Source organism: Galactobacter sp., assembly GCF_022712295.1.
Lineage (GTDB): Bacteria > Actinomycetota > Actinomycetes > Actinomycetales > Micrococcaceae > Galactobacter.
In genome coordinates this window covers 1-11946 of the sequence record NZ_JALAGT010000027.1, presented here as the reverse complement: position 1 = coordinate 11946, position 11946 = coordinate 1, and the positions used below count along the sequence as shown (strand labels likewise).

9 protein-coding genes and 3 tRNA genes are annotated in these 11946 nt (G+C 66.4%); 3 read left to right on the top strand and 9 right to left on the bottom strand.

Annotation, left to right across the window (positions count from 1 at the left end; translation table 11 throughout):
- Window positions 1-83 precede the first annotated feature (83 nt).
- The 3 genes from Q0A15_RS01995 to bcp all read right to left on the bottom strand — a co-directional run bounded on the left by Q0A15_RS01995 (window position 84) and on the right by bcp (window position 2521).
- Complete coding sequence (locus Q0A15_RS01995; protein WP_291277867.1) at window positions 84-1559, bottom strand: malate:quinone oxidoreductase; 1476 nt, start codon at window positions 1557-1559, stop codon at window positions 84-86.
- Window positions 1560-1831: 272 nt separating this feature from the next.
- Window positions 1832-1913: transfer RNA gene (locus tag Q0A15_RS01990), tRNA-Leu, on the bottom strand.
- Window positions 1914-2047: 134 nt separating this feature from the next.
- The gene (bcp, locus tag Q0A15_RS01985) at window positions 2048-2521 is read right to left on the bottom strand and encodes a thioredoxin-dependent thiol peroxidase (RefSeq protein ID WP_291277866.1); all 474 of its coding nucleotides are present in this window, start codon (window positions 2519-2521) and stop codon (window positions 2048-2050) included.
- A 79-nt stretch (window positions 2522-2600) separates the two neighbouring features.
- On the opposite strand from bcp, the gene glsA reads away from it, so the two are divergent.
- Window positions 2601-3863 carry a glutaminase A gene (glsA, locus tag Q0A15_RS01980; RefSeq protein ID WP_291277865.1) on the top strand — a complete coding sequence of 421 codons (1263 nt, stop codon included), beginning with the start codon at window positions 2601-2603 and terminating at the stop codon, window positions 3861-3863.
- 145 nt (window positions 3864-4008) lie between these two features.
- Here the strand turns inward: glsA and Q0A15_RS01975 are convergent.
- Window positions 4009-4084: transfer RNA gene (locus tag Q0A15_RS01975), tRNA-Lys, on the bottom strand.
- Window positions 4085-4237: 153 nt separating this feature from the next.
- On the opposite strand from Q0A15_RS01975, the gene Q0A15_RS01970 reads away from it, so the two are divergent.
- Window positions 4238-5803: a cytochrome b/b6 domain-containing protein gene (locus tag Q0A15_RS01970; RefSeq protein ID WP_291277864.1), complete on the top strand. Its 1566-nt coding sequence runs from the start codon at window positions 4238-4240 to the stop codon at window positions 5801-5803.
- Window positions 5804-5897: 94 nt separating this feature from the next.
- Here Q0A15_RS01970 and Q0A15_RS01965 read toward each other — a convergent pair.
- The 3 genes from Q0A15_RS01965 to ilvD all read right to left on the bottom strand — a co-directional run bounded on the left by Q0A15_RS01965 (window position 5898) and on the right by ilvD (window position 8667).
- Window positions 5898-5973, bottom strand: a tRNA-Lys gene (locus tag Q0A15_RS01965).
- 162 nt (window positions 5974-6135) lie between these two features.
- Window positions 6136-6606 carry a hypothetical protein gene (locus tag Q0A15_RS01960; protein WP_291277863.1) on the bottom strand — a complete coding sequence of 157 codons (471 nt, stop codon included), beginning with the start codon at window positions 6604-6606 and terminating at the stop codon, window positions 6136-6138.
- A gap of 177 nt (window positions 6607-6783) precedes the next feature.
- Window positions 6784-8667, bottom strand: coding sequence for a dihydroxy-acid dehydratase (ilvD, locus tag Q0A15_RS01955; protein ID WP_291277862.1), 1884 nt, complete (start codon window positions 8665-8667; stop codon window positions 6784-6786).
- Window positions 8668-8821: 154 nt separating this feature from the next.
- On the opposite strand from ilvD, the gene Q0A15_RS01950 reads away from it, so the two are divergent.
- Window positions 8822-9445 carry a hypothetical protein gene (locus Q0A15_RS01950; protein ID WP_291277861.1) on the top strand — a complete coding sequence of 208 codons (624 nt, stop codon included), beginning with the start codon at window positions 8822-8824 and terminating at the stop codon, window positions 9443-9445.
- A 13-nt stretch (window positions 9446-9458) separates the two neighbouring features.
- On the opposite strand, the gene Q0A15_RS01945 is transcribed toward Q0A15_RS01950, so the two are convergent.
- Both Q0A15_RS01945 and Q0A15_RS01940 read right to left on the bottom strand, forming a co-directional pair.
- A complete protein-coding gene (locus Q0A15_RS01945) occupies window positions 9459-10802 on the bottom strand; it encodes an MFS transporter (RefSeq protein ID WP_291277860.1) in 1344 nt (447 codons plus the stop codon).
- A 92-nt stretch (window positions 10803-10894) separates the two neighbouring features.
- Window positions 10895-11946, bottom strand: a 1052-nt coding sequence (locus Q0A15_RS01940) for an alpha-hydroxy acid oxidase (protein WP_291277859.1), incomplete at its 5' end; no start/stop codon positions are given.

Sequence of the window (11946 nt, the reverse complement as noted above, 5' to 3'; positions counted from 1 at the left end):
GGCGCCTGCACGCCGCAGAAAAGCACGAGGCCCTTTCGGCAGGTGCGCACCTGCCGAAAGGGCCTCGTGGAATTCCAGCCGGATCAGGCCAGCTTCAGGACCTTGTCCGTCACTGCCTTGGTCTCAGCGTAGAGATCGGGTTCATCGTTGAGCGTGTGCCCCAGGGTCGGGACCATGGCCTTCAGGGTGTCCTCCCAGCCGGCGTACTTCGAGGGGAAGCAACGCTGCAGTAGGCCGAGCATGATCGGGGTGGCCGTCGAGGCTCCCGGGGAGGCACCGAGCAGGCCGGCGATGGTGCCGTCGCCGGCGGCGATGACCTCGGTACCGAACTGCAGAACGCCCTTCTTCTTGGGGTCCTTCTTGATGACCTGGACGCGCTGGCCGGCCGTGATCAGCTCCCAGTCCTCGGCGTTGGCGGCCGGGTAGTAGTCGCGCATGGCGTTCATCTGCTGGTTACGGGTCTTCAGCAACTCGGTGACCAGGTACTTGACCAGATCCAGGTTGTCCTTGGCCACGGCCAGCATGGGCAGCAGGTTGTTCCCGCGCACCGAGGCGGGCAGGTCCCAGAGCTTGCCGGTCTTCAGGAACTTGGGGGAGAAACCACCGTAGGGGCCGAACATGAGGGCCTTCTTGCCGCCCACGTAGCGGGTGTCCAGGTGAGGCACGGACATCGGTGGGGCGCCAACGGAGGCCTGACCGTAGACCTTGGCCTCGTGGCGGGCGATGACCTCGTTGTTGGTGCAACGCAGGAACTCGCCGGAAACCGGGAAGCCGCCGTAGCCCTTGGCCTCGTCGATGCCGGACTTCTGCAGCAGCGGCAGTGCGCCGCCACCTGCGCCGACGAAGACGAATTTGGCGTCAACGGCGAAGGTCTCACCGGTGCCCTGGTTCTTGACCTCCAGCTGCCAGCCGTTGGCGGTCTTGGTCAGGTTGGTGACGCGGTGACGGAAGCGGATGTCCGCGCCCTTGGCTCCGAGGCCGTCCACGAGCTGACGGGTGAGCGAACCGAAGTCCACGTCCGTGCCGTCCTTCACGCGGGAGGCGGCCACAGTCTTCTGGGTGCGGCCCTCGCCCACCAACGGGGTCCAGTCACCGATCTGATCGCGGTCCTCGGTGTATTCCATGGAAGCGAAGAGCGGGTTGGCCGAGAGGGACTCGTAGCGAGTCTTGAGGTAACGCTGGTGGTCCTCGCCGATCACGAAGCTCATGTGAGGCAGCGGGTGGATGAAGCTCTGAGGATCCTTGACCAGGCCGTTGGTGACGGCCCAGGAGAAGAACTGACGGGAGAGCTGGAACTGCTCGTTGATACCCAGCGACTTCTTGGGGTCCACGGAGCCGTCAGCGGCTGCGGGAGCGTAGTTCAGCTCGCACAGTGCGGAGTGCCCCGTACCGGCGTTGTTCCACGGATCGGAGGACTCCAGGCCCGCTCGATCCAAATTCTCGAAGAGGCCGATGCTCCAGGACGGTTCCACCTGCTGCAGGAAGGTTCCGAGGGTGGCGCTCATGATGCCGCCGCCGACGAGGGCGACATCCAGTGAGAGGGCAGGTGCTTGCGACACAGTCACTCCATTGGGTTGGGACGTGTTTGTCTCCTGGGGCGCGCGTCAAGCGGACGGGGCCACCAGGCTTCACCCCTCAGGGTACCGCGTGCGGGCGTGGGCGGCTTATACGTGACAGGGGTCCGCGGGATCAACGTGACGCGGATCATGCCACTCCGGCAGCCCTTGGCCCAACGCGTCCTCCGACGACCCCGTGAACGGCGAGCACATGACGCGAAAATGGCCCCCGGCCAAGAGTCCAACACTCCGAGCCAGGGACCATGTTTCTTCGGTGCGCGAGAGGGGACTTGAACCCCTACGTCATAAGACACTGGAACCTAAATCCAGCGCGTCTACCAATTCCGCCACTCGCGCTCGTGCGCCTCGCCGCAGCCAGGCGCACCATTGGACAGTCTAACCGTCGCCGGAGCGATCCCTACACCATGGCGCGGCTGCGGCGTGAGTCGGGCACGCGCCGTCGGCCATGAGGACCGGGCGTGGGGATCGGATCAGTCCAGCCCGAGGTCCCGGCGCAACTTGGCGACGTGGCCGGTGGCACGCACGTTGTACTGAGCCAGCTCCAGGTTCCCGTCCTGACCCACCACGAAGGTGGAGCGGATGAGCCCCTCGTAGACCTTGCCGTAGTTCTTCTTCTCGCCCCAGGCACCGTAGGCCTCGGCCACCGCGTGATCCTCATCGGAGAGCAGCGGGAAGGTGAGACCCTCCTTCTCCACGAACTTGGCGATCTTCGCGGGCGAATCGGGAGAGATGCCGACCACCGCGTATCCCTCGCCGGCCAGGGACGCCAGGTTGTCGCGGAAGTCGCAGGCCTCCCTGGTGCAGCCGGGCGTGGATGCGGCCGGGTAGAAGTAGACGATGACCTTGCCCTGCTGGGTCAACTCGGCCAGGGAAACGGTGGAGCCATCCGCGGCGGTCAGGGTGAACTCGGGGGCGGGGGAGCCTACGGGGAGGCGTTCAGACATGGTGTTCTCTTTCAGGCGTTGACGTATTCGGTATCGTCAAAGATCCTAACGACCTCGTCATCTCAGGAGCTTTTGCGACGTGACCTCACCGATTCAGGCCGATCTGGAACGCATCCTCGAGGGCGTGCGACCCAACACGTCAGGAGCCGTGGCGGATTACATCCCTGAGCTTGCGGCCGCGGATCCCGAACCGTTGGGTGCGGCAGTGTGTATGCCGGACGGGATGCTCTATGGGGCAGGGGATGATGCGCAGCAGTTCTCCATCCAGTCGATCTCCAAGCCCTTCGCCTATGCGCTGGCGCTCGAGCAGCACGGTCTTGAGGCCGTCACGGCCAAGGTCGGGATGGAACCGTCCGGCGACGCCTTCAATGAGATATCCCTGGAGGAGAACACGGGCCGCCCCGAGAATCCGATGATCAACATCGGGGCCATCACCCCGCACACCTTGCTGGGGGAACCCTCATGCAGTGAGGCGGAGCGAGGCGATGTCGTGCTTCAGGGGCTCTCCGCCTTCGCCGGCCGCGATCTGCAGGTCGACGAGGATGTCCTGGAATCCGAGATGTCGGAGGCCTGGCGCAACCGGGCGCTGGCCAACCTCGTCCGGGCCAACGGCATCATCTCCACCGATCCGGTCGAGGCCGTACGTGGGTACACCCGGCAGTGCTCCGTCACGGTGTCCGCCCGGGATCTGGCGGTGATGGCGATGACGTTGGCCTCCGGTGGCGTCAATCCGGTGACCAAGCGGCGCGTGGTGTCCGCGCCCGTGACCCGTCAGGTGCTTTCCGTCATGGCCACCTGCGGGATGTACGACGCCGCGGGGGATTGGCTCTCCGCCGTGGGGATCCCAGCCAAGTCCGGGGTGGCGGGCGGACTGTTGGGTGCGTTGCCGGGGGAGTTGGGCTTGGGGACGTTCTCTCCCCGGTTGGACGAGTTCGGCAACTCCGTACGGGGTGTGAAGGCCTTCCAAGAGCTCAGTTCCGCGTGGAATCTCCACTTGATGATGACGCCACCACCGTCCCTGGATGTGATCGGGCGTCGGTCGGTCTCCCGTTTGGGGCGGACCCGCGTGGCCCTCCAAGGTGCCTTGGATTTCACGTCGACCGAATTGGCGATGCGCCACCTTGCGGGGATCGCACCGGGAAAGGGCGACGTGGTGGTGGACCTGTCCGGGGTCTCCACCATCTTCGCGGTGGGCGCCCGCATGCTGGTGCAGGCCCTGCAACAGCTGGACGCGGAGGGGCATCGGGTGCTGGTGGTGGATCCACACGGTCGGCTCGGCGACGACAAGACGGAGCGTTCGCGGCGCTCGTATCTGCGCATGATCTCGGCGGACGAGGCCTGACCCGCTGCACGGATCGCGGTGTCCATGCACACGCGTCGGTGTGGATCACCGGCTTCACACCGACGCGTGTGTCGACGCACCGGAATCTGTCCGGAGCCGAGAACGCGAAAGGGCCGATCCGACTGGACCGGCCCTGCCACAAGATTGGTGCGCCCCCCGGGACTTGAACCCGGAACCCATTGATTAAGAGTCAATTGCTCTGCCAATTGAGCTAGAGGCGCATACCGTTCTCTTCAACGCCCAAAGGCGTTTCACGAACGAATCAAGCCTACACCCAGAGCGCCGAGATCGCGAAATCGGGGGAGGGTGGTTCTGCTCACCTTCCTACGCTCCAGGTACCGGCCTCGGGGGTAGCGGCGGATAGGCTTGGCGCGATGACCACTTCCACCCGAATCACGCTGCTTGGCCCTGCCGACCTCCTGCCTCGCCTCGTCGATACATTGGCTTCCGCGAGCCCATCGATTCGGGTGGTGGGGCCAGACGAGGCGGTTCTGCGCAAGTGCCTTGCGCTCGGAGCCGGCGAAGCGGCCTTGGCGCCACCCGAAACGCAATTGCATCGGGAGCTCCTGGGCAGCGACGTGGTTCTCGCCGGTTCTCCAGACCACCTCCCGGACGGCTACGCCGTCGCCGGGACGGTTTCTTTGCCCGACGACGTGGGTCCGGCTGCCGCCGCAGCCGCCACGTCCACCATGGAACCGTCCGGTGCGGCCCTGATCTATGAGGGCGAGGTGCCGGAGGCCAGGAATCCGGGGCTCAAGGACATCATGGCCGCCAAGAAGGTGGAGATCCCCACGTTGGGGGATGCAGGAGCGGCCGAGGAAACCGAGGAGTCGGTGGCGGAGGCCGGCGCCGGCAGCAATGACTTCAACGACGGTGTCGGCAGGCCCGAAGTTCCGAGCGTGGAGGCGCCGCCGGTCGAGAAGGGGGCCACGCCGTCGGGCGTTGTGTCCGTTCCCGAACCGCAGGATCGGGTGTCCGCGTCGCCGGAACGGGTTCAGGCGCCGGACCGGGTTCAGGCGCCGGACGAGGTTCCGGAGGCGTCGGCTGAGAAGCCGCACGCACGGGCGCAGCGTTCGGCTGCGTCCAAGGTGGCGGGATGGCTCGTCGGCGCGGTCATCGTGGTGGCGGTGGCCGTTGCTGCCGCGAGTCTGCTGATGACCCTGGCCCCCGTCCAAGACTTTGTTCATCGCTACCCGGGGGCGGCGCCCCAGCCGGAGCACACCCCGGTGGGGCTACCGGGATGGCTCGGCTGGCAGCACTTCCTCAACGCCTTCTTCATGGTGCTGATCATCGCCACCGGCCTGCGGGTGAGGCGGGAGACCAGGCCACCCGCCACCTGGACGTCACGCAGGAGCGGCAGGAAGGTCAGTCTGACGGTCTGGCTGCACCAGACGATCGACCTGCTGTGGCTGCTCAACGGAGTAGTTTTCCTGATCTTCCTCTTCGTCAGCGGCCACTGGCTGCGGCTGGTTCCCACCGAGTGGGCCGTCGTCCCGAACGCGCTCTCCGCCGGAGTGCAGTATCTGAGCCTGGACTGGCCAACGGAGAACGGGTGGGTGGCCTACAACGGGTTGCAGCAACTGACCTACTTCGCCACGGTGTTCATCGCCGCGCCGCTGGCCGCCCTGTCTGGTTGGCGGATGTCCACGGTGTGGCCACACTCCCTGGACCGGGTGATCCCGATGCAGCTGGCCAGGCGCGTTCACTTCCCGGTGATGATCTACTTCGTGGGATTCGTGGTGGTGCACGTGGGGTTGGTGCTCTCCACCGGGATGAAGCGGAACCTGAATCATGTCTTCGCGGCGACCGATGCCGGCGGCTGGGCCGGCTTCATCACGTTCGTGGTGGCCCTCGTGGTGATGGCCGCGGGCTGGGCCTTGGCTCGCCCTGCCTTCGTGGCGCCTGTGGCCCGCGTCTTCGGCGACGTCTCCTCGCGGTAGGGCCCGCCGCCGCGGCGTCGGGCAGCGTCGCTCCCGGATAGGCGCCCGCGTAAGCGAAAGGGCCGGTCCAGTCGGACCGGCCCTTTGCTTTCTTTGGTGCGCCCCCCGGGACTTGAACCCGGAACCCATTGATTAAGAGTCAATTGCTCTGCCAATTGAGCTAGAGGCGCGTACCGTCGCCGTTCTCCAGGTTTCCCCGGCCTCGCACGACTGGATCAACTTTACTCGGGCCACCCACATCAAGCAAATCGGGCTAAACTCTCGACAACCGCGGATTACCGGGGAAGTGAGCCCGGTGTGCTTGGCCTCACTCCACGAAAAACTCTGCTCGGTCAGGCCTCTGCCTCCTGGCCGGCGGCGTCGATGGAATCCAGGGTGTCCATGAACGCCTCCATGAAGTCATGGAATTCCGCGCAGTCGTCGATCTGTTCCAACTCCACGGTGTGCCTACCGTCTGCATCGTCCAGGTGCAGCACGGGAACGGGGGCCACATCGATGCGGAACATGCGGCCGGTGGACATGGCCACCTCGTACCCGGCATCGCGGAGCTGAGCCAGGTGGGACAGGTTGGTGAGGTCCACGCTGGTGGCCGGCTCCAGGGCCTCGTAGCTGCGCGGATCCACCGGCGCCACCACGAGTTCCAATGGTTGCGCGCGGAAACCGACCACATAGCTGCCGCCCGCACCCGCCCCTCCCGAAGCGAAGACGAGGTTGTAGCCGCCATAGTTGGGGATCTGCTCGTCGAAGGCCCGGTGCAGGAGCTCCTTCAGAGCGACGTCCGGGGTCTGAGTCTGCGAATCCATGTCGTCTACCCTACGCGTGCACGGATGCGACACGTCGCTGTTGCGAAATCTTTCATAGTTGCTGCGCGTACGGCGTAATCCATGACCAATGCCGAACGTCGTGGGGCGACCTGCGTTTACAAGTCGCCCCACGACGGCGGGCAGAGGCGGCGCCCAAGGGCGCCGAAAGGCGTGTGATCAGGCGTTCTGGGGTGCGGCGACCGGTCCCGCGATGGAGTCGACGTCGCGCACGGCGCCCTTGTCCGCGCTCGTGGCCATGGCAGCGTAGGCGCGCAGGGCCGCTGAAACGTTGCGGACACGCTCGGCCGGACGGTAGCCGGTGGTGGCCTCCAGCTTGGCGCGACGCTCGGCCAGCTCCTCGTCGGAGACCAACAGGTCCAGGGAACGGCTCGGGATATCGATGCGGATCTGGTCCCCGTCCTCGATCAGGGCGATGGCTCCGCCGCCGGCTGCCTCGGGAGACATGTGCCCGATCGACAGGCCGGAGGTGCCGCCGGAGAAGCGGCCGTCCGTGATCAGCGCGCACTTCTTGCCGAGGCCACGACCCTTGAGGAAGGAGGTGGGGTAGAGCATTTCCTGCATGCCCGGACCGCCCTTGGGGCCCTCGTAGCGGATGACCACCACGTCGCCCTCCTTCACGGTCTTGTTCAGGATCTTCTCGACGGCCTCGTCCTGGGACTCGCAGACCACGGCAGGGCCCTGGAACGTCCAGATGGACTCGTCCACTCCTGCGGTCTTCACCACGGCGCCGTCCAGGGCGATGTTGCCGCGCAGCACGCCCAAGCCACCGTCCTTGGAGTAGGCGTGCTCCACATCGTGGATGCAACCCTGAGTCGCATCGGTGTCAAGCTCGGTCCACTCGTTGGACTGGGAGAAGGCCGTGGAAGAACGCTTTCCGCCGGGGGCAGCGTGCCACAGGTCCTGGGCCTCCTGAGTGGCCTTGCCGCCTCGGATGTCCCAGTCGTCAAGGAAGGTCTGCAGGTCCGGAGAATGCACGGAATGCACGTTCTTGTGCAGCAGTCCGCCGCGGTTGAGCTCGCCCAGCAGTGCCGGGATGCCGCCTGCACGGTGGACATCCTCCATGTAATAGGTCTTGCCGTAGGCCACGTTGGGGGCCACCTTGGCCAGGCAGGGGACGTTGCGGGACTTCTGATCGATCTCGTTGAGACCGTAGTTCACGCCGCCCTCCTGGGCGGCAGCGAGCAGGTGCAGGATCGTGTTCGTGGACCCGCCCATGGCGATGTCGAGGGCCATCGCGTTGTCGAAGGCCTCCTCGGTCGCGATTGCGCGCGGAAGCACAGACTCGTCGTCTTCGGCGTAGTAACGGTGGGCCAGCTCGACGATGGTCTCACCGGCACGCTCGTAGAGTGCCTTGCGCTTGGTGTGCGTGGCGAGGGTGGAACCGTTGCCGGGCAGCGCCAGGCCGATGGCCTCGGTGAGGCAGTTCATGGAGTTGGCGGTGAACATGCCGGAGCAGGAGCCGCAGGTGGGGCAAGCGGCGTTCTCGATCAGGTCGATGTCCTCGTCGGAGACGTTCTCGTCGGCGGACTGGGAGATCGCGTCGATGAGGTCCAGGGTCTTGATCGATCCGTCCGTCAAGGTGGCCCGTCCGGCCTCCATGGGTCCGCCGGAGACGAAGATGGTGGGGATGTTCAGGCGCATGGCTGCCAGCAGCATGCCCGGGGTGATCTTGTCGCAATTGGAGATGCAGACCAGGGCATCGGCGCAGTGGGCATTGACCATGTACTCCACCGAGTCCGCGATCAGGTCGCGGGAGGGCAGGGAGTAGAGCATGCCGGAGTGGCCCATCGCGATGCCGTCGTCCACCGCGATGGTGTTGAATTCGCGCGGCACGGCGCCTGCGGCCAGGACGGCCTCGGAGACGATGCGGCCTACCGGGGCCAGGTGAGTGTGGCCGGGGACGAACTCGGTGAAGGAGTTCGCGATGGCGACGATCGGCTTCCCGATGTCTGAGTTGGCGACGCCGGAGGCGCGCATGAGTGCGCGGGCGCCCGCCATATTGCGGCCATGGGTGACTGTGCGTGAACGAAGCATCGGCATGGCAATCATTCTGGTACTAGTAGTGGTCGGGGACCAAGCCGCAACCCGGACGGCGCTGATACTAGTAGTGACAGTGCTAGGTGTCTGTGAGGGCGCGTTCCGACGGTCCGCACGAGGGCTGGTCGCCCACGCGCGGTCGGCGTAGTCTCGATCGATGCAACGCTGGGAGATCGTCGCCATCAACGGGAACCGCGTGGGCGGTCTGTGGCGTGAGTTCGTGGACTCAACGCTCACCACCCGAATCGGCTTCCGCACGGACCCGGAGCAGCCCAACTACCTGGCCCAGTCGGTGATCCGGTTCCAGCCGGACGGCGAAGGGTGGCAGCGCTATCGCTTCCGTCAGGATCCCGGAGGGGTGGACGTGGACTGTGATCGGATCGCCGCCGGGCTGCCGCTGAACAGCCTGCCAAGCTACGGCGAGTACATGCTCCTGCTGGACGTGATCAGTCAACGTGAGGCCGGTGCATCGTACGGGGAGGCTACGCAGACCTACGTGCGGCTTCAGGATTCCGACCCGACGATGTCGCGACCGGCTCGGATCGTCGTCGCGGACACCGACGTGATCCACGTGGACGGCCGCCAGGTGGAAGCCGAGCGTCTTGAGGTACTCCAGGAGGACGTGGTGGTCGGACGGCACTGGGTGGCAGAGGACGCGCTGGTCCGCAGCGATTGGAACGGCCCGGTCTCCTGGCGCGTCTCCCGCGACGAGGTGCTGGGTCAGGTTGAGGGCGTGTCGCCGGAGATCGCGCGGTTCCTGAACGACGGCTTCCCGCAGTGAGGCGAGGGACGCCTCAGGCGGCAACCTCTTCGGGCTGCCTGTCTCCCAGGGTCTTGGTGCCGAACAGGACGGCGGCCAGGGATGCGAGGCAGGCCAGGATCACGAAGGCCACGACGAGCCCGATGCCGCCGTTGGCCGCTGAGATCAGGGCGGTCGCGATCAAGGGCGTGGGGCCGGCCACGATGGCACCGTTGAGTTCACGGGCAGCGGCCACACCGGTGAAGCGGTAGCGCGTGGGGAAGAGGTTGGTCAGATAGGTTCCGGTTGAAGCAGCGGTGGAGCCCACGCCCACCACCGTCATCAGGGTCATCGCCGAGGTGGCCCAAACCACGTTGCCCGACTGCAAAGCCAGGAACAGTGGATACGTCATGACGATGCCGACGAAGCAGCCGAAGATCAGCAGCTTCTTGGCCCCGATCCTGTCCACCACGAGACCTCCCAGGGTGGGCGCCATGGCTCCGAGCCCGGAGGAGATGAGAACGGCGGTCAGTGCCTGCATACGCGGCATACCCACCGTGAGGGTGAGGTAGCTGAGGCAGAACGTGCTCAACACATAGTTGGTGACGTTGTGCCCCGCCACGCTGAAGAAGCCGGCCACCAGTTCGCGGGGGCTGTGGCGGAAGAGCTCGGCCAGCGGCACCCGCTGGGTCTCATCGCGTTCGCGTGAGGCCACCACCACGTCGCGGTACTCCGGAGTCTCCTCGAGGTGCCTGCGGATCCACAGGGCCAGGAAGAACAGAAGCGCGGAGACGAGGAAGGGGATGCGCCACGCCCACTCCAGCAGGACGTCACCGGGCAGCATGGACACGAAGGTGAAGGAGAGCGTGGCAAGGAAGGCGCCACCCGGTGCGCCGCAGGTCACGAGGCCCACGTAGAGTCCACGGCGCTTGTGGTCCGTGTATTCGGAGACCAGGGTCAGCGCGCCGGCCAGCTCGGCGCCGGCCCCGAAGCCCTGAATGAAACGGAAGACCACCAGCAGGATCGGAGCGGCCAGCCCGATGCTCGCAGCGGTGGGTAGCGCACCCATGCCCACGGTGGCCACGCCCATCAGCACCACGGTCAGGATCATGGCGGGTTTGCGCCCCACACGGTCGCCCAGGTGGGAGATCACCAGCCCGCCGAGCGGACGCACCACGAAACCCACCGCGAAGGTCGCGAAGGACAACAGGGCGGCCGAGGCGGGGATGACGTCGGGGAAGAAGAGCGGGCCGATGATCAGTCCGGCCGCCGCGCCATAGAGCGCGTAGTCGTACCACTCGATGAGGGTGCCGAAGAATCCGGCCCAGACGGCCCGCTTCGCCGCCTTGGGCATGCGGGTCGTCTGGGAGCCCGGTGCCGGGCTGTCAGTGGTGCTCATGGGGCGCTCCTGCTTCGTCATTGAATGCGCGTGGTGTTCGAGGCCCGACGGCTGGTGTCGGGGTGGTGCCGCGCGCGCCGCGCGGCGGTAGGTCAGTTACGTGCCGTCGCCGGTGTGGCGAGTTCGGTGATGAGTTCGGCGCCGCGGGAACGCAGCTGGGACACCGAGGTTGCGCCCAGTAGCTGCATGGCGTTGAGGGCCTCGCGTCCCACGAGCTCCAGCACGCGGGCGGCACCGGCCTCCCCGCCGGCCATCAGGCCGTACATGTAGGCGCGCCCCATGAAGGCGAAGTCGGCTCCGGCGGCGAGGGCCGTCACGACGTCCACACCGGAGCGGATGCCGGAGTCCAGGATGACGGGGGTGTCGGGGCCCACCGCCTCGCGGATCCCACCGACCACGTCGATCGGGGAGATCGCGCGGTCCAGTTGGCGTCCACCGTGGTTGGAGATCCAGATGCCGTCTGCACCGTGGTCCATGAAGGCGGTGGCATCGGCGGGGGAGAGGACGCCCTTGACGATGATGGGTCCGTTCCACTTGGTGCGCAGCCAGGCGAGGTCGTCCAGGGACAGACCCGGGTCGAAGAGGCTGCCCACCACTTCGGCGATGGCCCCGTCCTGCGGGCCGAAGTTCTTCATGGCCGGCGCGTCGTGCGTGAGCAGGTCCTTCAACCAGGAAGGGTGCCGGGCGGACTGCAGGGCGGTCCTGGCCGTCAGGCGAGGGGGCATGGAGAGCTTGTTGCGTTCGTCGCGCAGTCGGAATCCGGGGACGTGGGTGTCTACGGTGAGGACCAACGCCTCGAAGCCGGCCTTGGCTGCGCGCTCGATCAGGTTCAGCGACGTGGAGCGGTCGCGGCTCAGGTAGAGCTGGAACCACTTGCTGCCGGTCGGTGCGGCCTTGGCGACGTCCTCGATGCTGGTGGTGCCCATGGTGGACAGTGCGAACGGGACACCTGCGGCGGCTGCTGCCGCCGCGCCGGCTGACTCAGCGTCGGTGCGCATCAGCGAGGTCAACCCCACCGGCGCGAATCCGACGGGTAGGTCATAGCTGTTGCCCAACAGCGTGGTCTGCAGGGAGGCCTCGGCGACGGAGCCGGTGACCGAAGGGACCAGCCTGCGGCGGGCAAAGGCGTCCAGGTTGCCTCGGG